The sequence below is a fragment of the Devosia sp. 1635 genome (assembly GCF_013185955.1).
Lineage (GTDB): Bacteria > Pseudomonadota > Alphaproteobacteria > Rhizobiales > Devosiaceae > Devosia.
Genome location: NZ_JABAOM010000001.1, coordinates 1259585 through 1283274, shown reverse-complemented (window position 1 = coordinate 1283274; position 23690 = coordinate 1259585). Strand labels below are relative to the sequence as shown.

Genomic DNA, 23690 nt, shown 5'->3' with positions numbered 1-23690 from the left:
CATATTCCAGCCGGTATCATCGCGCAAGAAGCCGCCACTTGCGGTTGATTCTCAAGAGGCCGGGAGACTTATCGGCCGAGCTTGATCTGGATGTAAGTGAGCGCGTCAACAACCCTCGAAGACACGCCAGGTCCAGCCCCCGCAATGCGGCGTCGGCATCCTATGCGTCTTGCCGCCAAGATGGGCGCCTGGGTGTTGGGCGTGCCAGCCGTCCTGCTGATCGTTCTGTATTTAGTGCTGCTGGTGACCCCGCTGCGACTGCCATTTGGCGGTGAAGCGGCGCGTGCGCTGGCGCAATCCATCATGCCGCCCACCAGCAAGCTCGATCTGGGGGGAATGGCGCTGGCGCTTGAACGTGGCGTTTGGCCGGTGCTGCAGTTCTCGCCCGTGCTGATGACGGATGCCAAGACCGGCGCCAAGGTCAAGATGGATGCGCTTGAGATTGGATTCTCGCCGATCCGCGCGCTGGTTGGGCAGCCTGGGGCCACCATCACCATTGTGCGCCCCCACATCCAGATCGTGCAGGACCTGTTTGGGCCGCGCACCACGAGCTTTGAGCTAGTGGCCGGGGAGCAGGGCGGGACGACTGCAAGGGTGCTGGAGGGGGAGGATGCGTTCCCCAGCGTCAACATTTCCGCCAATGGCGTCGACGTTCAGGGTGGGTCGGTGCCGCTGCAGCTGCGGTCCGACAATGACTGGCTTATCTACAATCTCGAGGCGAGCGAGAAGGGTGTGGCCGACATTGTGGAGCAGGCGCAACAGGGCCGGTTCTCCAAGCTGACGATCAAGGACGGCACCGTCGAGATGATCGATGCGGTTTACGGGCGGATGCGTCAGTTCAACGGCGTGAACCTCGAGATCGGCCCTACGCCCGGCGGCGAGGACACCAGGGGGACATTCTCGGCCGCCCTGGGAGGGCGTACGATGATGGGGAGCCTGTCGCGCACTCTCGACGACAAGGGTGGCTCCCGGCTCGAGGCCGACATTGCCAATATCGATTTTGCGGCCGTGGCCCCCTTTGTCGATAACGCTGAAAGCATTGCGGCCCTGCGGGGCGCGGGTGCGCTATCCATCGATGTGCATTTTGCGCCCGAGACGGGCAAGCTCGTGGACGGCGCGTTCAAGATCGACCTGACGGGCCTCGACATGCGCATCGAGGACGAGTTCTTCCCCGTCGCGAGCTCGATCATGGACGTGACCTGGTCGCCAAAGGACGCCCGGTTCGAGTTGCACGAGGCCGCCTTGCAGATCGGCCAGAGTTCCGCCCGCGTTTCAGGCACGTTTGCGCTCGGCCTGGATGCGGAATTCGGGCCGACGATCGGCATGCTGATCAAGGCACGCGAGGTCCGCGTGCACCCCAACGACATGGCGGCACCGGCGGAGCCATTCGACAGCGTCGAGTTCTCGGGCTGGTCGGCGCCACTTTATGGTGCCACGGGCATCGACCGGCTCGTCGCGAAAAAGGGCGCGGCCATCGTCGAAAGCGCCGGCCGGATCGATATCCTCAAGGCCGGCATGGCTCTCGACATGACCATTGTCGGCCAAGGAGTCAGTGCGGACGACCTGAAACGCCTCTGGCCCTATATGCTGGGCACGGAAAGCCGTGACTGGTTTGTGGCCAATGTTAGCGACGGTATGGTGACGCGCGCGCGGCTGAAGTTCAAATTTCCGGTGGGCAGCCTGGAAGTGGGTGGCGAGGACAAGCCGATATCGCCCGAAGCGATGCAGATCGACATGGTTGGCACCGGCGTCGTGGTCAAGCCAGTGCCGGAGATGGCCGATATCGCCATTGATGGCGAAACGCGATTGCAATTGAGCGGCCCCAACCTGACGGTTTCGGCTGGTGGGGGTGCCATCGCGACCACGGCCGGGCCGATTGCGGTGCGCAACCCGGCCGTGATCATGGACAACTCCAATCCCGCAGAAAGCATTCTCGAGATCTCGGGCGATGTGAGCGCCGGTATTCCCTCCCTGCTTGCCCTGGCCAAGGAACAGCAGCCCGAAATGCTGGCGCAAGCCAGCCTGCCGCTCGATCTTGCCGCGCTATCGGGTCAGATCGATCTGGGGCTTGTGGCAACCATCAAGCTGCCCGATGAAGCAAGCGGCGCGCCGCTGGACCTCGACTATGTGGTCAATGGCAATGTCGCCAATTTCGCCAGCACTCAGGCCATACAGGAGCGCACAATCGGCAACGGGCAGCTGTCCTTCAGCGCGTCGCAGGACGGCTATCAGGTGCAAGGTACCGCTGACATAGACGGTATGGAGGCGCAGCTGGAGATTGCCGGCACGCCGGAAACTCAGCCGGCGTTCCGGCTCGCTTCCACGGTGGAGGTGAAGGACCTGGCCGCCATGGGGTTCGATGCCTCGCCGTTCATGAGCGGGCAGGTTGGCTTTGTGGCGCAGCCGCTGCCGGATGGCTCGCTGCAGATCGCGGTGGACCTCAAGGAGGCAGCGCTCACCATTGGGGATCTGGGGTTGAGCAAGGCTGCCGGCGTCCCTGGCACCTTGCAGACAATCGTCAAGCAAACCGATGGTGTAACCGAGCTATTCGGGATTGATCTGGCTTTTGACACCGTGAAACTCAAGGGTGGCCTCAAGTTCGACGCCGAGGCTGGGCTGCAAAGTGCCGAGTTCATCGATTTCGGCCTCAGCGAGGGGGATGGTGCGCAACTCAAGCTCGCTCCGATCGACGGCGGCTATTCCGTGCAGGTGCGCGGTACCCAATTGGACCTCAAGCCCATGCTGAAGCGCTTCTTCAGCCTAGATGAAGGCACCGGGGGGGTGCAAACCACCGAGTTCGACCAGACGCTGGTGCTCGACGTGGAGCTCGATCGAGCGCTGGGTTATTACGCCACGACCGCCTTCAATCTCGATCTGGACCTGTCCCTGAAGGGCAGCGACATGCGGCGGGCGCGGCTGACGGCGCAGTTTGGTGATGACAACGCCATTTCGGTCACCACCAATCCCGCGCCCAAGGGGCGCACGATGACGGTGGCATTCAGCGATGCCGGAACGATCCTGCGGCTCCTGGGCGTGTATTCACAGCTGGGGGGCGGCGAGGGCAATCTCGTCATGACCACCGACAGCGAAGCAGGCGCCGAGTTCGGCCAGTTGCGCATGCGCGGCTTTTCCATTGTGGACGAGGCCAATGTTGCGCAGGTGCTTGGCAACCACGCGGATTCGCGAGCGGTGATCGCGCGCGGGAACCGGCTGGATTTCGACCGCGGCATGGTCAATTTCGTGCGGCGCTCGGACCGCGTCGAGGTTACCAATGCTGTTTTGACCGGCGACACCGTAGGCGGAACGATGCGCGGCTTCATCTATACCGACCAGCGGCAATACGATCTGGCGGGCACCTATGTGCCGCTATTCGGGCTCAACAGCGCGTTTCAGAAAATCCCGCTGCTCGGGCCGCTCTTGGGCGGACGTGATGGTGAGGGGCTGGTGGGCGTGACCTTTGCAGTCAAGGGACCACTCGCCAAGCCCGATTTCCGCATCAACCCGCTATCGGCGCTGGTGCCCGGAGCCTTCCGCGAATTGTTCGAGTTCCGCTCGCGCGAGCAGCCACGGGTCGACTAGGCCGGGGGCCCGCCTTGCGCTGCCGCAGCGCCAGCCCGAGGCAGAAGGCAGCGTGGAGAGCCGCGGGTGCAAGCAGGGCGAGCGGGCCCAGGCGCTGATAGGATGCCGCGCCCAGGGCGGCACCCAGCAACAGGGAAAGCCAAACCAGGAGGTGTTGCGTCCATCGCCAGCGCGGGGCCAATTTGTGGATGGCCTTGGCCAGGTCCTGGCCGGCAGCGAACAGAGTTCCCGTCACGAAGGTGGCGCCAAGCCGAACGGAGCCGGCAGGGGACAACAAAGCGTTCTGGGCGCCTGCGCCAAACGCCAGGGGTCCCATCGAAAGCGGCGAGTCGGCGCCGGCAAAGTGCAAGGCGATTGCCCCTGTTGTGCTGGAAAACAACAAGGCCGCAACAAGGGCTGGGCCAAAACGCTCGCTTGCCAAAGACAGCAGCGATCCCACCGTGCTGCCAGTGAAAAACAGCAGCAAGAGGCCCAGCGGCAGCAACGCGGCTGCCGAGGGCGTATCGAGCAGGTAATTGCCCAATTGGGTGGTGTTGCCGCTCATGAACGAGGTGTAGTAGCCACCCAGTTCGATAAAGCCGATCGCATCGATGAACCCGGCCAATCCGGTGAGCAAGAGCCCTTGGCCGAGCTTGGGAGCGGGCGTCACCGGCTTAAAGTCGGCTGGCGATTTCTTGCGCCAGCCCGGCCATTTCAGCGGCGTCAGCAGCACCCTTGCCATGATCGCCTAAAGCCTCGCCCTCGTAGACGGGAATGAGGTGGAAATGCAGGTGAAACACGCTTTGTCCAGCTGGGGCTTCATTGAACTGGACGAGGCGAATGCCATCAGCCCCCGTCGCTGCCTTGAGCGCAACAGCCACCCGCTGCACGATCGGCATCACGGCCGAGAGGGTGGCCGGATCCGCGTCGAGCAGGTTGCGCGAGGCAGCCTTGGGCAGAACCAGCGTGTGCCCGCGTGACTGGGGGAACACATCGAGCATCACCAAGGCGGTGTCGTCTTCGTAAACCTTGTGGGCTGGCATTTCGCCCCGGAGAATGCGGCCGAAGATGTTGCTGGGATCGTAGGCAGTGCTCACGGTGTACCTCGCGGGAGTGGATGGCCTTGGCATACTCCCGGCAAGGTGCTCGGCTCAAGAGCCGAGATCAACCGCCTATTCGGCCGGGGCTGCCTGTCCCGAGCGGCGCTGGAAGAAGCGGAAGCGGAAATAGTTCAGAACCGCAAGGCCGGTAAAGGTGACCGGCACATAGGAAAAGCCGCGGCGAATAAAGAACAGCGTGATGTTGACGGCGGTGGCCGCGCTCATTGCCCCCTTGCCCATTGCGGAGGTAAAGCTCGACGGGACGATGTGACGGTAGAAGACAGCGTCGGAGTGGTAATAATCCAGCGCACGGCGCGCAAAGGCGCGCTTGGACGCCGAATAATCCTTGAGCTCTTCCATGCCCATATCGCCGTGAAACTCGACTTCCGAGCCCACCGCCCAGACTTCGGGCGGGGTGAGCCTGTCTTTGCCAAGGGCGGTGAAGAGCTCGACCAGATCGGTAAAGGTGACGAAATTGGCGTTCCAGCAATCCTGCGACTTGGCGCCATGGGCGAGCACCAGCACCTCGGCGCGTTCAAGCTTTTCGCGCATGCGGTCATAGTCGCCGGCTGAAAAATCGGTGCCTGACTTGGCGGTTTCCACAAGACCACCCAGATCGGTCAACTTTGCCACCATCGCCGAGCCATAAGACCCGCTGGCGCCGGTAACGAGAAAGCGGCGACCCTTGATCTGGCAAGTGGTGCCGAACAGCAGGTCGAAGATGTTGGCGAAGGACGAAAAGAAGTTATGCGGGTAGACGTGGTGCATGGCGTGGTAGTTGTTGTCCACCCAGAGCAGACCCTGCTGGGCACCGACGCGATCCATCGCCATGTGGTTGTAGTCGAGCCCTTCCTCGCGGAAGGTCATCACCAGCATGATGGTACGAATGACAGCCACAAGCGCTATGGGCGGCCAAGGGAAAACGAGCAGGAACAGCGCGATCCCCAGCATCGAGGTCGCGTATTCCGGCAGGATGTGAAACCAGATATTGGCCCGGGCATAGGCCGGATTGATCTTCATATCGAGGTCGAGAAACTTGTGATGCACCCAGTGCCAGGACGAGAAGGTGCGCAACAGCTTGAACCGCGAGGTTTCCCAGCGATGCAGCAACCAGTGCAGCGCATCGAAGAGGGCGGTGGAGAACACGAAGGTGACGCCGGCCTGGAGAATAAAGACGAAAGCGTCAGAGATATTCATGCGGATTCCTGCAGGGAGCGTTAACCTACATAGCCTCCGGTGCCGGCTAAGTCCAAGGGGCATCGTGCCGCGCTAGCGGTCGGTGCGCTCGCCCTTGCGGAACGGAGTGTAGGTGTCCAGCGCTTCCTGCTCGCGCGCAACCGAAGCGCGCTCATGCTCAAGGAAGTCGGCAATGGCCCCGCGCAGGCCAGGATGGGCGATATAGTGCACGGAATAAGTGGTGGCGGGAGCATAGCCGCGGGCGAGCTTGTGTTCGCCTTGGGCCCCGGCTTCCACCACAGCCAGCTTGTGCGCGATGGCGTAATCGATCGCCTGGTAGTAGCAGAGCTCGAAGTGGAGAAACGGCACCTCGCGGGTAGCACCCCAGTTGCGCCCGAAGATGCGATCATGGCCAAGGAAGTTGATCGCGCCGGCGATTGGGGTGGGGCCGTCATAGGCCAGCATCAGCACGATCCGGTCGGCAAGGGTTTGACCAAGCAGGGAAAAGAACTTGCGATTGAGGTAGGGCCGGCCCCATTTGCGCGCCCCGGTATCCTCGTAAAAATCGTAAAAGGCGTCCCAGTGATGCTCCTGGAGGTCAGAGCCCGTCAGCCACTTGACCGTAAGGCCATCGACGAGCGCATCGCGGCGCTCCCGCCGGATGGTCTTGCGCTTGCGCGAGGAGAGGGTTTCGAGAAAACCCTCGAAACTGTCGAAGCCCTGGTTGTGCCAGTGGAACTGGGTGTCGAGGCGCTTGAGCCAGCCAGTTGTTTCCACCAGATCGGCCTCGGCTTCGGGCACGAAGGTCATGTGCACCGACGAGGCGTCGCGCTGGCTGGCGAGTTGCTGAGCGGCGGAAAGCAGCGCCGCCTGTTCCTCAAGGCTACCGCTAGGTACCAGGAGCTTGGGCGCGGTGGCCGGGGTAAACGGCACCGAACATTGCAGCTTGGGGTAGTAGTCCCCGCCCGCGCGCTCGAAGGCATTGGCCCAGCCGTGGTCGAAGACATATTCGCCCATGGAGTGGGACTTGAGAAAGAGCGGCATCAGCCCAACGGGCTGGCCCGCGCTGTTGGCCAGCAGGATGTGCTGAGGTTGCCAGCCGGTGCGGGCAGTGGCGCAGCCGGATTGTTCGAGGGCCAGGAAGAAGGCGTGGCTCAGAAACGGGTTATCCGCCACCCCGTTCGTGGACGGCACAAGGCTGTTCCAAACCGCCGCCGAAATGCCGGCGGTGGTTGGATGGATGGTGGCGGTATAGCCGGGATCAGGCAAGGTCCGGGTCGAAGCCTTCAAAGACGATCTGGTCGATATGGGGCCGGGCGGCTTCCCACTCCTGTTTAGACCGGATCGTCCAGCCGGTCACCGGTTTGCCGAGTGCTCGCCAGAACTTGATCGCGGGCAGCTCCAGCGCGTCCTTGGCACAGGAGATGAAATCGAACTGAGTTTCATGCCAGTGCAGCAGATGGCGCAGGGTCCAGCGCTGCTCTGCCGTGTAGTTCTGTTCGGCTTCAGCGCCTTCGTAGTTATAGGTGATGATGCCGCGAGGGCCCGCGAAGCCGAACTGGCGGATCTGGGTGATCAGATTGGGATCGAACGACTCGACCGTCACCGGTCCCGTGTAGGATTTCAGCGCTTCGGCCGCCGCGCGGGCGAGCAACTGAGTGCCGGCGCTGTCGGCCTGATGCTTGAGCTCGATCTGCAGCAGCGCACGGCCATTGATCTGTTCAAGGAACTCGGCAAAGCGCTGGGGCCGATCACCGGCGGCGCTGTCGAGTAAGGGGATCGCGGTGAGTTCGGCAGCAGTGAGCTCACTGACCGCACCGGTGCGTCCGGTGAGGCGCTCAAGCTTGCTGTCATGGAACAGCACCGGCACGCCGTCCGAGGTCAGCTGCAGATCGCACTCGATCGCCCAGTTGCCGGCGATAGCGGCTTCAAAGGCGGAAGCGCTGTTTTCGATGACACCAGCGGCACGATTGTGCAGACCACGATGGGCGACGGGACGCGGGAAAAGGGGCAGGTCGGTCAAGTTTTGGTATCCAGTTGTGCTGGGGATATGGAGGTGGGCGAGAACCGGGTGTGTGGCTAGACTTCCACCACGGCTTCGATTTCCACGGCGGCGCCAAAGGGCAGCGCGGCAACGCCGAAGGCGGCACGGGCATGCTTACCCCGGTCACCCAGCACCCCGACCAGGAGGTTCGAGCACCCGTTGGCAACCAGATGGTGCTCGGTGAAGTCAGGCGTTGAAGCCACAAGAACCGTGATCTTGAGAATGCGCTTGATCTCTTCCAGCGGCACGCCACCCATATGGACGATTTGCGACAACACGTTGAGCGCCGCGAGTTCGGCAGCGTTGCCGCCCTGCACGACATTCATGGTATCGCCCAGGAGGCCGGTGACGACGCCGGTTTCATTGCTGGAGATCTGGCCCGACACGTACAGGATATTGCCGGTGCGGGTCACCGGAACATAGCTGGCGACCGGCGGTTTGGGGGCAGGGAGCTCGTAGCCGTATTCACGCAGTTTTTCAGTGGGACTGGTCATCGCTGTTTGCCTTGGTTGTCGTCATTTTGGTTGGGCCGGCCGTGCATCGGCTTCACTTGCATGGCCGAAGCCCAATGCGCTGAGATGTTCAACTCGACTGCGGGCCTCGGCATTGCCGAACTCCGGCAGATCGCACCGTAGCCTTGGCCTTCCCGAAACCGATACACCGATTCCGAGCGGCCGGCAGCGCACCCCAACACCTGGCCGGTTCAGCAGAGGGCAGCCGACGCCATCGAGCACATCAGCCGTGTCGCCGGATCATCAGGGCTCCGGGGCGGCGGCGCAAGTGAAAACCGGCAGCATGCCCTGAAGGCGTTCGTGCTTAGCCGGCTGGATTGAGCTGGTGCCAGACTCGCATGAAGGTTTCGGGTGCCATGCCGGTATTGGCACAAAGTGACAGGAGCAGCGGCTCGTTGGCCGCAAAATAGTCGATAAGTCCGTGCTGGAAGGCTGGGGAACCGGTGGAGCGCCGAAGCGAGTCGGGATCAAGGCCGGCGACCTGCATGAATGCCAAGAGTTCATCCGGGTTCTCGGCAAGGTAGGAGAGGCAGGCATCGGCGAGCCCGGAGGCATTGGGAAGGGGCGCAGATTCAATACGGGGCACAGCCAGGCTCATTTGGTCTTTTGTAATGAGTTCGATGTTACCTGAATGGCGCGGTAAAACGAAGTGCTGAGGGTACTCGAGCAGCGCAAGCGAGGTTTGATGCCAAAAACAGTGATGATCGTGGAAGACAACGAGCTCAACATGAAGCTCTTCAACGATCTGCTCGAATCGCGCGGTTACGCCGTCATCCAGACCCGCTCCGGCATGGAAGCGCTGGATCTGGCGCGCGCGCACCATCCCGACCTGATCTTGATGGATATCCAGTTGCCTGAAGTGTCGGGCCTGGTGGTGACCAAGTGGCTCAAGGATGATGAAGAGCTTGCCCATATCCCGGTAATCGCGGTGACTGCCTTTGCCATGAAGGGCGACGAAGAGCGGATTTTGCAAGGAGGTTGCGAGGGTTACATCTCCAAGCCCATTTCGGTGCCTCACTTTCTGGAAACTATTGCCCGCTATATTGGCCCGGCTTGAGGGGGCCGTTGCGCTCGGCGCGGCCATGGTGCTGCCCGGTCGTCTATATGCCGGCTGTGGTAGGTGGGGCGAAGAGTGACTGCACGCGTATTGATCGTCGACGACATTCCGACCAATGTACGCCTGCTGGAGGCTCGCTTAGCCGCTGAGTATTACGAGGTCCTGACTGCCAGTTCCGGCCCGCAGGCCATCGAAATCTGCAATCGCAATGATGTGGATATCGTCCTACTCGATGTGATGATGCCCGATATGGATGGCTTTGAAGTGTGCCGCCGCCTCAAGGCGAGCCCGAGAACCAACCACATTCCGGTGCTGATGATTACCGCGCTCGACCAGCCCTCCGACAAGGTGCGGGGGCTGGAAGTGGGCGCCGATGATTTTCTGACCAAGCCAGTCGATGACATGCAACTGATGGCCCGGGTCAAAAGCCTGGTGCGCCTCAAGACGCTGACCGACGAGCTGCGCGCGCGGGCCCTCACGGGCCAGCAGATCGCCATCGAGGATGCGCTGCGTGCGATGGACAATGTCGACACCGGCGGCGGGCATGTGCTGGTGATCGACACCGACGCGCGCCATGCCGAGCGGATCAAGACCTATCTTGTTCCCGAGCATAGCGTTGATGTGCTCGTTCAGCCCGCCGATGCCGTGTTCCAGGTTACCGGGGCGCCCTACGAAGTTGTGCTCGTCGCCATGGCGCTGGAGGATTTCGACCCGCTCCGGGTGTGCTCGCAGATCCGTACGCTCGAACATACGCGCACCTTGCCCATCATTCTGATTGCCGATGAAACCGACCGCCCCAAAGTGGTGCGGGCGCTGGATCTGGGGATAAATGATTTCATTATGCGCCCGGTCGAGCGCAATGAGTTGGCGGCGCGGGTGCGCACGCAGATCCGCCGGCAGCGCTATGCGCTGGAGCTGCGGCAAAGCGTCAACAACACCATGGCCATGGCGGTAACGGACGACCTGACCGGGCTATATAATCGCCGCTATTTCGAGCGGCACCTGCATGTGATGTTGAGCAAGGCGCAGTCGCAAGGTCGGGACATGGCCGTCATGATTCTCGACATCGACCACTTCAAGGCCGTCAACGACACCTATGGGCACCATGTGGGCGACAGCGTGCTCAAGGAGTTCGCGCAGCGGTTGCGGCGCAGCGTCAGAGGCGTCGACCTTGCTTGCCGTTTCGGCGGGGAGGAGTTCGTGGTGCTAATGCCCGATACCGATATGGGGCAGGCGGAAGCCGTCGCCGAGCGGGTGCGCCGAGCCATTGCCGAACAGGGTTTTGATGTCGGCGGCGACCGGCCGATGTGGGTGACGGTTTCGGCTGGCGTGACACTCAACGAGAGCGTCTCGGATACGCCGGCAGTGCTGATGAAGCGAGCCGATGTGGCGCTCTATCGCGCCAAGCGGCAGGGCCGTAACCAAGTTGTCTTTGACGCCGCTTGAGCCTGCCAGCTACGTCGTTAGGGTTATCCATTATACTTAACAGAAGCTTAGCGGCCACAACCTGCTGGATATGCTTGAGTTTCAGCGGGGCAGGCGTAGGGTTTCTTTAACGGCGCTGCCAAGTTCTTGTGGATGGTGCCCAAAGTTCCCTACGGCTCTCTCAGGTCCGCCGCAACTCCTGAGACCGTAGGGCGGCTGGTCCGGACGCGGACAGAGTGGCCTCTTCGACATGCCGCTCCGGACCAGCCACTTTCCTTTCATCATCTGGGTGGCCTGCAGGCCGTGGCCGCTGCTCGCAGCCTCAGAAACAAAAAACCCCGCATCGCTGCGGGGTTTTTTGTTCGGCTAGGAAGAGGATCAATTACTTGATCTTGGCTTCCTTGAATTCAACATGCTTGCGCACAACCGGGTCGTACTTGTTGTACGACAGCTTCTCGGTCTGGGTGCGGGCGTTCTTCTTGGTGACATAGTAGAAGCCAGTATCAGCCGTCGACACGAGCTTGATCTTGACGGAAGCGGCTTTGGCCATTGGAGTGTCCTCGCGTAAACAAAGAGGCGCCGCGAACGCGGCGCCGGAATTTGGGTGCAACCTACGGATTTACCGCCGGATGTCAAGCCTCACGCTTGGCTGGGTCGAAGCCATACATGCGGTTGGCCCATTGCAGCCCCACAACGGCACCCTTGATCGAGGGCAGCATAGCCAGCGGCATGATGATGCCCAAGGGTACCATGGTATAAAGATAGGTCAGCGGATTGACGTGATAGGTCATGTCCATATGCATCATCACGCCAACAAGCAGGTGGCCGACAATGGTGATGGCAATATAGGGCGGCAAGTCATCGGCGCGATGATGGTGAAACTCCTCACCGCAGTTTTCGCAGCGGTCGGCGACTTTTAGATAAGCACGGAACAGCTTGCCCTCGCCGCAATGTGGGCACTTGCACAGCACGCCACGCCACATAGCCTGCATGACGCTGCGTTGATTGGTACTTTTGGCTACGATGCTCATGGCGTCACCTCTTGCGACGGCCTTTGGGGCCGAGTGTCCTAGATGGGCGTTTCGTTGTCCGCCGTGTAGTTGACGGATTGACGCGGCTGCCCTCCGAGAGAAGTTCAAACCGCATTGCCCCTGCCACGGGGGCAACTTCGAGCAGGCGAACGGTCACGCGGTCGCCCAGGGCGAACTTCTCGCCGGTGCGATCGCCGATCATTGCCTGCTGCTCTTGCTCATAACGATAGAAATCGGCTCCCAGGGTGGAGGCGGGAACAAAGCCGTCGGCTCCGGTATCAAGGAGCCGAATGAACAGGCCGGAGCGGGTAACCCCGGAGATCCGGCCCTCGAACCGCGCCCCGATCTGGCCGGCCAGAAATTGCGCCAGCAGGCGGTCGGACGTTTCTCGTTCCGCCGCCATGGCCCGGCGCTCGGTCGCTGAAATGTGCTGGCCGATGCCGGCAAGCTTTTGCATCTCGTTGTCCGAGAGGCCATCATCACCCAAGCCCAGTGCCCGGATCAGGCCGCGGTGGACGATCAGATCCGAGTAGCGGCGAATGGGCGAGGTGAAGTGGGCGTAGTTGTCGAGGTTGAGGCCGAAGTGCCCGTAATTTTCGGGGGCATATTCTGCCTGCGCCTGCGAGCGAAGCACCATTTCCGATACCTGCTCGGCATTGCCCGCCTTGCGGGCCTGGGCCAGGATGCCGTTGAAGTCGCTGGCTCGCACCGCGTCGGATTTCTTGACCGCAATATCGAGCGAACCAAGGAAATCGCGAAGGGCGGCGAGTTTCTCGGTCGAAGGGGTATCGTGGACGCGAAACAGCAGGGGCATATTCTTGGCCTGCAGCGTTTCGGCCGCCGCGACATTGGCCGCGATCATCATTTCTTCGATTAGCCGGTGGGCATCGAGGCGCTCGGGGATCCGGATGTCCTTGACCATGCCTTTCTCGTCCAGAACGATCTTGCGTTCGGGCAGGTCGAGATCGAGCGGCCCACGCTGGTCGCGTGCCTTGGCCATGGTCTCATAGGCGTCCCAGAGCGGGCGCAGTATCGGCTCGAGCAGCGGGCCAGCCTTGTCATCGGGCTGGCCGTCAATGGCTGCTTGTGCCTGCTGATAGGACAGTTTGGCGGCCGAGCGCATCAGCACCCGGTGGAAGCTGTGCGAGCGCTTGCGCCCGTCGGCGCCGATGACCATGCGCACGGCAAGGGCCGCACGCGGTTCCCCTTCCTTGAGCGAGCACAACTCGTTGGAGATGCGCTCGGGCAGCATGGGGACGACGCGGTCAGGAAAGTAAACAGAATTGCCGCGCAGATAGGCCTCGCGGTCGAGCGCTGAGCCGGGACGGACATAGGCCGCCACATCGGCAATGGCCACGGTGACCAGGTGCCCGCCGGCATTGGCGGGATCGGGATCGGACTGGGCATAGACGGCGTCGTCGTGATCCTTGGCGTCGAACGGATCGATGGTGATCAACGGAAGGTCACGCCAATCCTCCCGGCCCTTGAGCGTGGCTTCCTTGGCTTCCTCGGCCTCACGTAGCACCGATGTCGGGAAGCGATAGGGGATCTCGAGGCTGTGGATAGCAATGAGGCTGATGGCGCCTTCGGAAGCCGGGTTGCCGATCACGGCCGTAACGCGCGCACGCGGGATCATCAGGCGGCCTGAAAGCTTGACCTCCACTTCCACCAGATCGCCGTCGCGGGCCTCGCCAAGGTCGCCCATCGGGATGCGCATTTCCTTTTGCTTGCGATCCACGGGAATGAGGCGGGCGCCGTCCTCGTCCATCCGCACAATGCCGATATGGGCGCGGCGCGGCTTGTCGAGGATCTTCATCGGGCGGGCGGTATAGGCCGGGATCTCGCCATCACCGGCGTCAATACGGGCCAGGATGCGGTCGCCTGGAGCGGGTACGACGCGGGCGTCGCGCCCCTGATAAACGAGGACGCGGGGGCGCTCGCCTTCTTCGTCATTCCATTGGGCAGGGAAGGCGTGAAGGTGATCGGGATCGGCATCGGTGGGGATGTCGAGCACGGTTACCGGGGGCAGGGCGGCGGTACGGCGCAGCGCCTTGCGCGTGCGGGTAATAACGCCCTCGCCTTCCAGCTCAGCCAGCATGGCCTTGAATGGTTTGCGCAGATCGCCGCGGATGCCGAACAGCTTGGCCAGATCGCGCTTGCCCTTGAGATCGGGCGTTTCGGCGAGCGCCTGCAGCAATTGCTCGCGTGAAGGTAGTTGCTCGGCAGCACTGAGGCGGGGGCGCTTGGGGCCGGAAGTGTTTTTTGCTCTTGTTTGTAGTTTGGCCATAAGTGTCAGTTCTTTTTATGTTGCAACATAAATAGGGATCGCCCGGGCTTTTGCAAACCGCCGCTCTGCCAAGTCCGCCCGACCTGCCCAATTTCAATGTCTGACGCGGCTGGAATGTTGCGCGACGAGATCGAGGTTATTGCGCTCTGGTGCCGAGTATGGCCGGGATAAGGCCGTTATTGCTCTATCTTCACCGAGGTCGTCCATGCGGAACAAGGCACAGGTTATCGGCTGACCCGTCCCCGTCCAGAGGATGCTAGGGTGCCCAGATTCCACCGATTCTGCTGAGTTCCCATGACCATTCCATTTTTCGACGGCCACAACGACACCTTGCTCAAGCTGCTGGAAGCGGGTGTCGCCGACCCCGAGCGGCTGTTTGTGGAGGGGATGCCTGCGGCCCAGATCGATGGTCCACGTGCCCAAAGGGGCGGTATGGTGGGCGGGTTCTTTGCGATCTTTCCGCCACCGCTTAAGGGCGGCCTTGGATCGGTGGTAGCCAATTCGGCCAATCCAAGCTCCACGCTTCCCCCTGAATTGCCGCTGGCCGATGCGCAATCGGTGACTCTTGCCATGGCCTCGATCCTGCTGCGGCTGGAGCGGGCTGGCGCCTTAAGCCTGTGCCGGAGCGCTGCCGAGATTCGCCAGGCGATCGCGGCCGACAATCTGGCAGCAGTGCTGCATATCGAGGGCGCCGAAGCGATCGACACGGATCTGCGCTCCCTTGATGTGCTTTACGCGGCCGGTTTGCGCTCGATCGGGCTGGTGTGGAGCCGCGCCAATGCCTTTGGCACTGGCGTGCCGTTTCGCTACCCCGCCGATCCAGATATCGGCCCGGGACTTTCGGATGCGGGCAAAGCCTTGGTGCGCGCCTGCGATAGCCTCGGCGTGATGATCGACCTGTCGCATCTTAATGCCGCGGGGTTTCGAGATGTGGCTGCGATCAGCAACAAGCCGCTGGTTGCCACTCATTCCAATGTCCATGCCATCACCGCGCATGCGCGCAACCTCGTCGATTGGCAGCTGGCAGCGATCGCCGAAAGCAAGGGCGTTGTCGGGTTGAACTTTGCCACAGGCTTTCTGCGTCCGGACGGGCAAATGCGCGCCGATACGCCCGTCGAAATGATGGTCCGTCATGTGGACAGTCTGGTGGAAGCGCTGGGCGAAGACGGCGTGGCGCTTGGCTCGGACTTTGACGGCGCCATGATCCCCGCCGAGATCGGCGATGTCACGGGCGTGCAAAAGCTGCTCGCCGCGCTGTTGGACAAGGGCTATGGCGAAACGCTGGTGCGCAAGATCGCCTGCGACAACTGGCTGTCGCTGATCGAACGCACAATCGGCTGAACCGGTGGCCGGCGTCTGGCGGCGCTCCAGCCGACGCGGTGCCGGGTTCGTCCGAGGCCGAAGCCGGCGCCGGTGACCACGCAACCTTGTCCTTGCGGCGCGTAAGCCCCCCCTTGGGGTTGCAGTGCTAAGCTAAAGCAGGGGCCGATCAGTGCCCTTGATCCAGATCATGCTCGCGCGCCCCGACAAACCATGCGTCAGAACGGAACGTCTTCGTCGGCCACGGTCTTGGTGGCGGTCGCCTTCTTGGTCGCAGCTTTCTTGGCCGCTGGCTTTTTAGCGGCAGCAGTCTTGGTAGCGGGTTTCTTAGCAGCTGCCTTCTTGGCCGGTGCCTTCTTGGGCTTGGTGCCGGTGGCTTCGGCGCGCGCGGCGATCCATTCCACCGCCTGGTCCACCGTTACATCCTCGGGTTTGATGTCCTTGGGAATGGTGGCGTTGATCTTGCCCTGGTTGACATAAGGACCATAGCGACCAGCACGCACGGTGATGGGGCCGTTGTCGTGCTCGAATGTCTGGATCGCGGCGACGGCAGCGCCACCGCGCTTGAAACCGCCCGCCGCCTTTTGCGCCAGGAGGTCCACGGCGCGGTTGATGCCGACGGTGAACACTTCCTCCACATCGGGTAGATTGGCGTATTTGCCGTCATGCAGGATGAAGGGGCCGTAGCGCCCGAGCCCTGCCGTGATCGGCGAGCCCGTTTCCGGATGGGTGCCCACTTCCCGTGGCAGTGACAATAACTGCAGGGCCTTGTCGAGCGTCAGGGACGCTGCTTCCCAGCCCTTTGGCAGGGAGGAGCGCTTGGGCTCCTTGCCGTCACCAAGCTGCACATAGGGGCCAAAGCGCCCTGTCTTGAGGTAAACCTCTTCCCCCGTTTCCGGATCGGTGCCCAACACGCCGTCACCTGCCGCCGCTTCCGAGGACTGGCCAGTGGCCGCGTCGGACAGCTGCATGGTGTGCTTGCATTCGGGATAGTTCGAACAGCCGATAAAAGCACCGTATTTCCCAAGCTTGAGCGACAGCTGGCCCGTGCCGCAGGTTGGGCACAGGCGACGATCCGATCCATCAGGCTTGGCCGGGAAGATGTGGTCTTCCAGCAAGTCATTGAGGGCGTCGAGCACCTCGGTGACCCGCAGATCCTTGATCTCGGTGGTCGCAACTGTGAAATCACGCCAGAAATCGCGCAGCACCTGCTTGTAGTCGAGCTCACCGGCGGAAATCAGATCGAGCTGTTCTTCCAGATTGGCAGTGAAGCCATATTCCACATAGCGATTGAAGAAGCTCTCGAGGAAGGCCGTGACGATGCGGCCGCGATCCTCGGGATGCAGCGCCTTACCCTCAAGGCGCACATAGTCGCGATCCTTGAGGGTCGAGAGGGTAGCGGCATAGGTGGAGGGCCGACCGATGCCGAGCTCTTCCATCTTCTTGATCAGACTGGCTTCGGTGTAGCGGGCCGGCGGCTGGGTGAAGTGCTGCTCGATTTCGACGGCCTGCAGGGCAGGCTTGTCGCCAACGGCCAGCGGCGGCAATTCGCGGCTGTCCTCGTCTTCCTCGTCATCGTCGCTCTTGGCTTCAACGCCATACAGCGCCAGGAAGCCGGGAAAGGTAACGACGGAGCCAACAGCACGCAGTTCGACCTGGCGGCCGGGCACATTGACGGCGATGTCAACGGTGGTCCGATCGATCTCGGCCGAGCGCATCTGTGACGCCAGCGTGCGGCGCCAGATCAGGCCATAGAGCTTGAGCTGGTCGGCATCGAGATTGCTCATCGTATCGGGATGCTTGAGCATATCGGTGGGACGGATGGCCTCGTGCGCTTCCTGGGCGTTCTTGGCCTTGGTCTGATAGATGCGTGGCTTTTCCGGCAGGTATTCGGCACCAAAGTTCTTGGTGATGGCAGAGCGCGCCATGGCGATGCCTTCGGGGGCCATCTGCACCGCGTCGGTACGCATATAGGTGATCAACCCGTCCTCGTAGAGGCGCTGGGCGATCTGCATGGTGCGCGACGGCGACAGACCTAGCCGGGACGAGGCATCTTGCTGCAGCGAAGAGGTGGTGAAGGGCGCATAGGGGTTGCGCTTGGTGGGCTTCTTCTCGACGCCCGAAACATTGAACTGCCCCGATTCGATCAGCGCCTTGAGTGCGGCGGCATCCTCGCCGTTCTTTACTGCGAGCTTGTCGGTGCGCTTGCCATCCACCGAATAAAGCCGGGCCACGAAGCTCTTGCCCTTTTGCGCGAGCTTGGCTTCCACCGACCAGTACTCATCGGCTTTGAAGCGCTCGATCTCGGACTCGCGGTCGGACACAAGGCGCAAAGCCACCGATTGCACGCGTCCGGCCGAGCGGGAGCCGGGCAGCTTGCGCCACAGGATCGGCGAAAGGGTGAAGCCCACGAGATAGTCGAGCGCGCGGCGAGCGAGATAGGCATCGACCAGCGGCATGTCGATGTCGCGCGGCTTGGCCATGGCCGCAGTCACGGCATCCTTGGTGATGGCGTTGAACACCACGCGCTGGACCGGGGTGTCTTTCTTGATCGCCTTTTTCTGGCGCAACACGTCGAGCACGTGCCAGGAAATGGCTTCGCCTTCGCGATCAGGGTCGGTCGCAAGGATCAGTTCATCAGCGCCTTTAAGCGCGTTGGCAATGTCGGCAAGGCGCTTCTTGGAGGCGGTATCAACCTCCCAGGACATGGCAAAATCTTCGTCGGGCCGGACTGAACCGTCCTTGGCGGGCAGATCACGGACATGGCCGAAGGAGGCCAGGACTTCATAGTCCTTACCCAGATATTTGTTGATTGTCTTAGCCTTAGCCGGACTCTCAACGACAACGACCTTCATGGAAAACCCGATCCGAAACACTGCAACGCAAGGTGGCGCAACATGGTGAAGCCGAGGGGCAGTGTCAACGGGCGCTGATTTAGTATGATCCCGTGGAGCCGAGTGTCGTCCGGGCCGTTGTGGCGATCAACAGGAGGAAGTTGACAATGGATTTACGCAAACTGGGCAATAGCGGCACCGTGGTTTCGGCACTCTGCCTTGGGACCATGACCTTCGGGTCGGACGCGGACGAGGCCACTTCGTTCGCCTTGATGGATGATTATGTCGAGGCGGGCGGAAATTTCCTCGACACGGCTGACGTCTACACCAATGGCACCTCCGAAGAGATCATTGGTCGCTGGCTCAAGAGCAAGGGCGGGATGGCTGACCGGCTGGTGATTGCCAGCAAGGGCCGCTTTCCGACGCTGGAAGGGTCCAACGGCCTTGGCTTGTCGCGCAAGCATTTGGGGTACGCGCTGGATGCCTCGCTGCGGCGATTGGGCGTCGAGCAGATCGATCTTTACCAGATGCATGCGTGGGACGCGCTGACGCCGATCGAGGAAACCCTGCGCTTCCTTGATGATTCGGTGCGTAACGGCAAAATCGCCTATTACGGCTTTTCCAATTTCCTCGGCTGGCAGCTGACCAAGGCAGTGTGGATTGCCAAGGCGCAGGGCTATACCCCTCCCGTAACCTTGCAGCCGCAATACAATCTACTGGTGCGCGATATCGAGCACGAAATCGTGCCTGCCGTGCTCGATGCCGGCATGGGCCTACTGCCCTGGTCGCCGCTGGCTGGCGGCTGGCTGTCGGGCAAATACAAGCGTGACGAAATGCCAAGCGGGGCAACGCGGCTGGGCGAAAACCCGAAGCGAGGCATGGAGGCGTATGAAAAGCGCAATGCCAACCCACAGACCTGGGCGGTTATCGACGCGGTCATGCAGATCGCCGAGCAGCGTGGCGTCAGTGCAGCGCAGGTGTCGCTGGCCTGGCTGGTGCAAAAACCCGCCGTCACCTCGGTGATCCTGGGCGCCCGCAAGCGCGAACAGCTGGCCGACAACATGGCTGCGGGCGATCTGAGCCTAAGCGCTGAGGAGGTTGCGCGGCTTGACGAGGCGAGCAAGCCGCAGATCGGCGATTACCCCTATGGCGCTGGTGGCATCAACCAGCGCCATCGCAAGCTCGAAGGCGGGCGCTAAAGCGAAGGCGCGGCGGTCAGCGGTAGCGTTTAGCGACCAGCTGACCGCTCGACCACTCGATCTCGCCCGCCAGATCGAGCTCCAGCAACAGCATCTGCATGGCTGCGGCAGACAGTCCGGTTTGCCGCAGCAGTTCATCGACTTCCATCGGAGCGGTGCTCAACAAATCGCGCAAGCGATCCGCGTCACTAGGATCGGGGACGTCTGACCCAGCGCCGACCTCGTCGGGGTCCGGCTCCCATTGTCGATCAAATAGGGCTTGGCGCGACGGATCGGCCGAGCCCAGGCTTTCGATGATGTCCTCGGCATTAGTGATCAGCTTCGCCCCTTGCTGGATCAAGGCATTGCCGCCTTCGGCCCGGGGATCCAGGGGCGAACCCGGCACCGCAAAGACATCCCGGTTCTGCTCCAGCGCAAGGCGCGCCGTGATCAGGGAGCCCGAGCGTTTGGCCGCTTCCACCACGACAATGCCGAGCGACAGCCCTGACACCAGCCGATTGCGGCGCGGGAAATCGCGGGCACGAGGCTCCCAGCCGAGCGGCATCTCGGTGAGCAAGGCGCCGCCGTGGTCGAGAATGTCATGGGCAAGCGGAATGTTCTCATCGGGATAGATCTGGTCAAAGCCGCCCGCCAGGACCGCAACGGTGCCGGTTTGCAGACTTGCCCGGTGGGCCGCTGCATCAATGCCGCGGGCGAGGCCGGAAACGATCGTATAACCGCGGGCACCAAGATCGGTAGCGAGCAGGCGCGTCATCTTCACCCCGGCCGAGGAGGCGTTGCGCGCACCGACCATGCCCACGGTGCGCCGCCAATCCAGATTGGCGCCGCCCGCGAGGGTCAGCACCGGCGGCGCGCCGGCAATGAAGCCGAGATGGGGCGGATAGTCGGGATCGCAGCTGAGCACGAGATGGGCGCCGAAGCGCTGCAGGCCAGCGAGTTCGTCTTCGGCCTGCATACGGGTCGAGATGCGCGGCTGCGTTCCGGCCCGTTTGAGCAAGCCGGGCAGGGCGTCGAGCGCCGCCTCGGCTGAACCGAAGCGGCCGAGCAGTTGGCGAAAAGTGACGGGGCCGACATTGTCAGTGCGAATCAGGCGAAGCCAGGCAAGGCGCTCTTGGTCAGAAACCAGTGCAGCGCCTTTGCCCACGGATCAGGCTTTCTTGGTAGAGCCGATGGTTGGCTCGGTTCCCGCCATCAGACGGGCGATGTTGGTGCGATGCTGGATAAAGAGCAGGATCACCATGACCGCCACTGCTACCGCGAGCCACTCATTGACGACGACATAGGCAAAAATCGGCGCGGTGGCGCCAGCGGTGAGTGAAGCGAGGGAGGAGGTCTTGCGCGTCACCGCGATCAGCAGCCAGACCGCGCAGAAGATCAGCCCCACAGGCCAAGACAACGCCAGGAGGGCACCGATCAGCACGGCGACACCCTTGCCGCCCTTGAAGCCCAGCCACGCCGGAAAGCAGTGCCCGATAAAGGCGCCGATCGCAGCAACCATTGCCGCGTCCTCGCCCCAAAGATAGCGAGCCAGCAAAACCGGCACGGCGCCCTTAGCGGCGTCGAGAACCAGCGTTGCGGCCGCGAGCCAGCGATTGCCAGTACGCAGCACATTGGTGGCACCGATATTGCCCGAGCCAATCGCGCGGATATCGCCAAGCCCGGCCGCGCGAGTCAGCAGTAGGCCGAACGGCACCGAGCCACAGAGATAGCCGAGCACGATGGCGTAGAGCAGGGTAAGCAGATCAGGGGCCATAACAGGTTCCGAGCGAAGGTGAGTATTGGTAGCCCCAGCCTCGCCCGTTCCACAAGGGCTCGCACATGGCTAGAGCGTGTAGGTGTGGAGATAAACCGTTTGTCCACCCACAATGGTGCGCATTACCTTGCCGGCAAGGCGCGCGCCTTCAAAGCTGGTGTTGCGCGAACGCGAGCGTATCGCCGTTTCGCTGACCTGCCAGGGATAATCGGGATCAAACAAGATCAGGTCGGCTGGTGCTCCGCGCGCAATACGCCCGGAAGGCAGGCCCAGGATTTGCGCCGGCCGGATGGTCATCGCCCGCAGCACCGACAGGAGATCCACCTCGCCGGAATGAACCAGCCGCAATGCCGCCGCCAGCAATGTTTCGAGCCCGATCGCGCCATCCGAGGCTTCGGCAAAGGGCTGCCGCTTCACCTCGCTGTCCTGTGGGTCATGATCGGAATGGATGGTGTCGATCGTGCCGTTGCGCAGCGCCTCGATCATGGCCTGGCGATCATCTTCGGAGCGCAGGGGTGTTGCGAGCTTGAAAAAAGTCCGGTAGCGGCCGATGTCGTTTTCATTGAGCGCCAGATTGTTGATCGACACGCCGGCCGTCACATTGGCGTGCCGGGCCTTGGCCGCCCGGACCAGTTCGGCGGAGCTGGCAGTGGAAATCTGTGCCGCGTGGTAGCGCACGCCGGTCAAAGCAGCGAGTTGCAGGTCCCGCGCCAGGGGAATGGTTTCCGCCTCTCGCGGAATGCCCTTGAGGCCCAAAATAGTGGCGAAGAAGCCTTCGTTCATTACGCCATCGCCAACTAGCCCACGGTCCGCGAGGTGATGAACGACCGGCATGTCGTAATTGGCGGCATAGCTCATCGCCGTGCGCAGCAGCGCGCTGGACTGGATGGAGCTGCGCCCGTCGGTCAGGCAAACAGCGCCGGCTTCCTGGAGCAGCCCGAACTCGGTGATCTCCTCGCCACGCAATCCCTTGGTGATCGCGGCGGCGGGCAAGATATTGACCTTGCTCGTGGCTTTGCCCCGGCGCAGCAGGAAATCCACCAGCGCACCATCGTCGACCACCGGGCTGGTGTCCGGCATCATCACAAAGCTCGTCACTCCGCCGACGGCGGCGGCCTCGCCGGCCGACTGGAGCGTTTCACGATATTCCTTGCCGGGCTCGCCGGTGAACACGCGCATATCGATGAGGCCCGGCGCCAGCACGTGGCCCGCAGCATCGATCACCTCGGCTCCGTCAGGGACACCGATGGGCCCCTCAAGCGCGAGATCGGTGATGACGCCATTCTCGACCAGCACAGCTCCGCGGGCATCTGTGCCGGAAGCCGGATCAACGAGGCGGGCGTTCTCAATCAGCAATGGGCGGTTCATCGAACGTCTCCCGCAGGCAGCAAGGCATCGAGCACTGCCATGCGTACGGCCACGCCCATTTCCACCTGGTCGGTAATCACCGAAGCGGGACCGTCGGCAATGGCTGGGTCGATCTCCACGCCCCGGTTCATCGGGCCGGGATGCATCACAATCGCATCCTGCTTGGCATGGCTGAGCTTATCGGCGTCCAACCCGTAGAAGCGGTAGTATTCGCGCACCGAAGGGATCATGCGGCCATTGGCGCGCTCATGCTGCAGGCGCAGCATCATAACCACGTCAGCACCCTCGAGGCCCTTGCGCATATCGGTGAACACTTCGGTTGCGAGTTGCTCTATCCCCGCAGGCAAGAGATTGCGCGGGGCAATCACCCGGGTGCGGACATTAAGCGCGCCGAGCAACAGCAGGTTGGACCGCACCACACGCGAATTGGCGATGTCCCCGCAGATCGCGACTGTCAGCCCATTGATACGGCCCTTATGGCGCCGGATGGTGAGCGCATCGAGCAGCGCCTGGGTGGGGTGTTCGTGGGCGCCGTCACCAGCATTGATAACCGCACAACCCACTTTTTGCGAGAGAAGCTCCACCGCGCCGGCCGCCGAATGGCGCACCACGATCACATCCGGGCGCATGGCGTTGAGCGTTGTCGCGGTATCCACCAGCGTCTCACCCTTGGATACCGAGGAGGACTTTACCGACATGTTCATCACCAGCGCGCCGAGGCGCTTGCCGGCGATCTCGAACGAGCCCTGAGTACGGGTCGAGGGTTCGAAGAACAGGTTGATCTGGGTTTTACCCGACAGGGTAGGATGCGTCTTGCGCTCCTGGCGCGAAACGGGGACCATGCGCTCGGCCCGGTCGAGCAGGTCGATGATCTCGTGCTGCTTTAGATCGGCGATGGAAAGCAGGTGACGCTGGCGAAAGGGGGGGAAGTCGCCAGCGCTGCTGCCAGCTTGCGTGACGTTGCCGCCGGTTGGTTCAGCCATGGCCTCGGATCCCCTGCAATTAGCTGCGGTCTAGCGGAGGGGT

Annotated in this window: 20 protein-coding genes; 5 read left to right on the top strand and 15 right to left on the bottom strand. The window is 62.3% G+C overall.

All coding sequences use genetic code 11. The features are described 5' to 3' along the window. Nucleotides 1-96: 96 nt before the first annotated feature. The gene (locus HRU92_RS20845) at nucleotides 97-3579 is read left to right on the top strand and encodes an AsmA-like C-terminal domain-containing protein (RefSeq protein ID WP_172123415.1); all 3483 of its coding nucleotides are present in this window, start codon (nucleotides 97-99) and stop codon (nucleotides 3577-3579) included. On the opposite strand, the gene HRU92_RS06500 is transcribed toward HRU92_RS20845, so the two are convergent. From HRU92_RS06500 to HRU92_RS06470, 7 genes are all read right to left on the bottom strand, one after another. After that, nucleotides 3497-4300, bottom strand: coding sequence for a YoaK family protein (locus HRU92_RS06500; protein ID WP_172123414.1), 804 nt, complete (start codon nucleotides 4298-4300; stop codon nucleotides 3497-3499). The genes HRU92_RS20845 and HRU92_RS06500 overlap by 83 nt on opposite strands. After that, nucleotides 4233-4688 (bottom strand): HIT family protein, encoded by a 456-nt coding sequence (locus HRU92_RS06495; protein WP_172123413.1) that lies wholly within the window; start codon nucleotides 4686-4688, stop codon nucleotides 4233-4235. The genes HRU92_RS06500 and HRU92_RS06495 overlap by 68 nt, the downstream gene beginning before the upstream one ends. A gap of 42 nt (nucleotides 4689-4730) precedes the next feature. Then, nucleotides 4731-5855, bottom strand: a complete 1125-nt coding sequence (locus HRU92_RS06490) for a hypothetical protein (RefSeq protein ID WP_172123412.1) — start codon at nucleotides 5853-5855, stop codon at nucleotides 4731-4733. 72 nt (nucleotides 5856-5927) lie between these two features. Beyond that, nucleotides 5928-7055 (bottom strand): GNAT family N-acetyltransferase, encoded by a 1128-nt coding sequence (locus HRU92_RS06485; protein ID WP_349236738.1) that lies wholly within the window; start codon nucleotides 7053-7055, stop codon nucleotides 5928-5930. Between the two features lie 40 nt (nucleotides 7056-7095). Further along, entirely contained in the window at nucleotides 7096-7857 is a 762-nt protein-coding gene (locus HRU92_RS06480; RefSeq protein ID WP_172123410.1) for a glycerophosphodiester phosphodiesterase family protein, read from the bottom strand. Between the two features lie 56 nt (nucleotides 7858-7913). After that, nucleotides 7914-8372, bottom strand: coding sequence for a RidA family protein (locus HRU92_RS06475; RefSeq protein WP_127753188.1), 459 nt, complete (start codon nucleotides 8370-8372; stop codon nucleotides 7914-7916). Between the two features lie 322 nt (nucleotides 8373-8694). After that, nucleotides 8695-8976: a DUF3572 family protein gene (locus tag HRU92_RS06470; RefSeq protein ID WP_172123409.1), complete on the bottom strand. Its 282-nt coding sequence runs from the start codon at nucleotides 8974-8976 to the stop codon at nucleotides 8695-8697. A 99-nt stretch (nucleotides 8977-9075) separates the two neighbouring features. Between HRU92_RS06470 and HRU92_RS06465 the strand changes: the two genes are divergently transcribed. Further along, complete coding sequence (locus HRU92_RS06465) at nucleotides 9076-9447, top strand: response regulator (protein WP_172123408.1); 372 nt, start codon at nucleotides 9076-9078, stop codon at nucleotides 9445-9447. A gap of 75 nt (nucleotides 9448-9522) precedes the next feature. Next, entirely contained in the window at nucleotides 9523-10893 is a 1371-nt protein-coding gene (locus HRU92_RS06460; RefSeq protein ID WP_172123407.1) for a PleD family two-component system response regulator, read from the top strand. A 361-nt stretch (nucleotides 10894-11254) separates the two neighbouring features. Here HRU92_RS06460 and rpmG read toward each other — a convergent pair whose 3' ends face one another. From rpmG to rnr, 3 genes are all read right to left on the bottom strand, one after another. Further along, nucleotides 11255-11422: a 50S ribosomal protein L33 gene (gene rpmG, locus HRU92_RS06455; RefSeq protein ID WP_035096841.1), complete on the bottom strand. Its 168-nt coding sequence runs from the start codon at nucleotides 11420-11422 to the stop codon at nucleotides 11255-11257. Between the two features lie 82 nt (nucleotides 11423-11504). Further along, nucleotides 11505-11903, bottom strand: coding sequence for a DUF983 domain-containing protein (locus tag HRU92_RS06450; protein ID WP_127753184.1), 399 nt, complete (start codon nucleotides 11901-11903; stop codon nucleotides 11505-11507). A gap of 4 nt (nucleotides 11904-11907) precedes the next feature. Beyond that, on the bottom strand, nucleotides 11908-14190 hold the full coding sequence (gene rnr, locus HRU92_RS06445; RefSeq protein ID WP_172123406.1) for a ribonuclease R: 2283 nt from the start codon (nucleotides 14188-14190) through the stop codon (nucleotides 11908-11910). 294 nt (nucleotides 14191-14484) lie between these two features. Here rnr and HRU92_RS06440 point away from each other — a divergent pair, with 294 nt between their 5' ends. After that, nucleotides 14485-15531: a dipeptidase gene (locus tag HRU92_RS06440; RefSeq protein WP_172123405.1), complete on the top strand. Its 1047-nt coding sequence runs from the start codon at nucleotides 14485-14487 to the stop codon at nucleotides 15529-15531. A gap of 197 nt (nucleotides 15532-15728) precedes the next feature. Here HRU92_RS06440 and topA read toward each other — a convergent pair whose 3' ends face one another. Then, nucleotides 15729-18365, bottom strand: coding sequence for a type I DNA topoisomerase (gene topA / locus HRU92_RS06435; RefSeq protein ID WP_172123404.1), 2637 nt, complete (start codon nucleotides 18363-18365; stop codon nucleotides 15729-15731). Nucleotides 18366-18511: 146 nt separating this feature from the next. Between topA and HRU92_RS06430 the strand changes: the two genes are divergently transcribed. Next, nucleotides 18512-19543 (top strand): aldo/keto reductase, encoded by a 1032-nt coding sequence (locus HRU92_RS06430; RefSeq protein ID WP_172123403.1) that lies wholly within the window; start codon nucleotides 18512-18514, stop codon nucleotides 19541-19543. Between the two features lie 16 nt (nucleotides 19544-19559). Here the strand turns inward: HRU92_RS06430 and dprA are convergent, their stop codons facing one another. The 4 genes from dprA to HRU92_RS06410 all read right to left on the bottom strand — a co-directional run bounded on the left by dprA (nucleotide 19560) and on the right by HRU92_RS06410 (nucleotide 23647). Further along, on the bottom strand, nucleotides 19560-20687 hold the full coding sequence (gene dprA, locus HRU92_RS06425) for a DNA-processing protein DprA (RefSeq protein WP_172123402.1): 1128 nt from the start codon (nucleotides 20685-20687) through the stop codon (nucleotides 19560-19562). Between the two features lie 3 nt (nucleotides 20688-20690). Continuing rightward, nucleotides 20691-21296: a glycerol-3-phosphate 1-O-acyltransferase PlsY gene (gene plsY / locus HRU92_RS06420; protein ID WP_127753178.1), complete on the bottom strand. Its 606-nt coding sequence runs from the start codon at nucleotides 21294-21296 to the stop codon at nucleotides 20691-20693. A gap of 69 nt (nucleotides 21297-21365) precedes the next feature. After that, on the bottom strand, nucleotides 21366-22664 hold the full coding sequence (pyrC, locus tag HRU92_RS06415) for a dihydroorotase (protein WP_173087806.1): 1299 nt from the start codon (nucleotides 22662-22664) through the stop codon (nucleotides 21366-21368). Further along, the gene (locus HRU92_RS06410; RefSeq protein ID WP_172123400.1) at nucleotides 22661-23647 is read right to left on the bottom strand and encodes an aspartate carbamoyltransferase catalytic subunit; all 987 of its coding nucleotides are present in this window, start codon (nucleotides 23645-23647) and stop codon (nucleotides 22661-22663) included. Before HRU92_RS06410 ends, pyrC begins: the two co-directional genes overlap by 4 nt. Between the last annotated feature and the right edge of the window lie 43 nt (nucleotides 23648-23690).

What these genes read in the sequence shown, in the direction of transcription:
- HRU92_RS06500 (WP_172123414.1), bottom strand. Translation starts at nt 4,300, where the DNA reads ATGGCAAGGGTGCTGCTGACGCCGCTGAAATGGCCGGGCTGGCGCAAG.
- HRU92_RS06495 (WP_172123413.1), bottom strand. Translation starts at nt 4,688, where the DNA reads ATGCCAAGGCCATCCACTCCCGCGAGGTACACCGTGAGCACTGCCTAC.
- HRU92_RS06490 (WP_172123412.1), bottom strand. Translation starts at nt 5,855, where the DNA reads ATGAATATCTCTGACGCTTTCGTCTTTATTCTCCAGGCCGGCGTCACC.
- HRU92_RS06475 (WP_127753188.1), bottom strand. Translation starts at nt 8,372, where the DNA reads ATGACCAGTCCCACTGAAAAACTGCGTGAATACGGCTACGAGCTCCCT.
- HRU92_RS06465 (WP_172123408.1), top strand. Translation starts at nt 9,076, where the DNA reads ATGCCAAAAACAGTGATGATCGTGGAAGACAACGAGCTCAACATGAAG.
- rpmG (WP_035096841.1), bottom strand. Translation starts at nt 11,422, where the DNA reads ATGGCCAAAGCCGCTTCCGTCAAGATCAAGCTCGTGTCGACGGCTGAT.
- HRU92_RS06450 (WP_127753184.1), bottom strand. Translation starts at nt 11,903, where the DNA reads ATGAGCATCGTAGCCAAAAGTACCAATCAACGCAGCGTCATGCAGGCT.
- rnr (WP_172123406.1), bottom strand. Translation starts at nt 14,190, where the DNA reads ATGGCCAAACTACAAACAAGAGCAAAAAACACTTCCGGCCCCAAGCGC.
- HRU92_RS06440 (WP_172123405.1), top strand. Translation starts at nt 14,485, where the DNA reads ATGACCATTCCATTTTTCGACGGCCACAACGACACCTTGCTCAAGCTG.
- topA (WP_172123404.1), bottom strand. Translation starts at nt 18,365, where the DNA reads ATGAAGGTCGTTGTCGTTGAGAGTCCGGCTAAGGCTAAGACAATCAAC.
- HRU92_RS06430 (WP_172123403.1), top strand. Translation starts at nt 18,512, where the DNA reads ATGGATTTACGCAAACTGGGCAATAGCGGCACCGTGGTTTCGGCACTC.
- plsY (WP_127753178.1), bottom strand. Translation starts at nt 21,296, where the DNA reads ATGGCCCCTGATCTGCTTACCCTGCTCTACGCCATCGTGCTCGGCTAT.
- pyrC (WP_173087806.1), bottom strand. Translation starts at nt 22,664, where the DNA reads ATGAACCGCCCATTGCTGATTGAGAACGCCCGCCTCGTTGATCCGGCT.
- HRU92_RS06410 (WP_172123400.1), bottom strand. Translation starts at nt 23,647, where the DNA reads ATGGCTGAACCAACCGGCGGCAACGTCACGCAAGCTGGCAGCAGCGCT.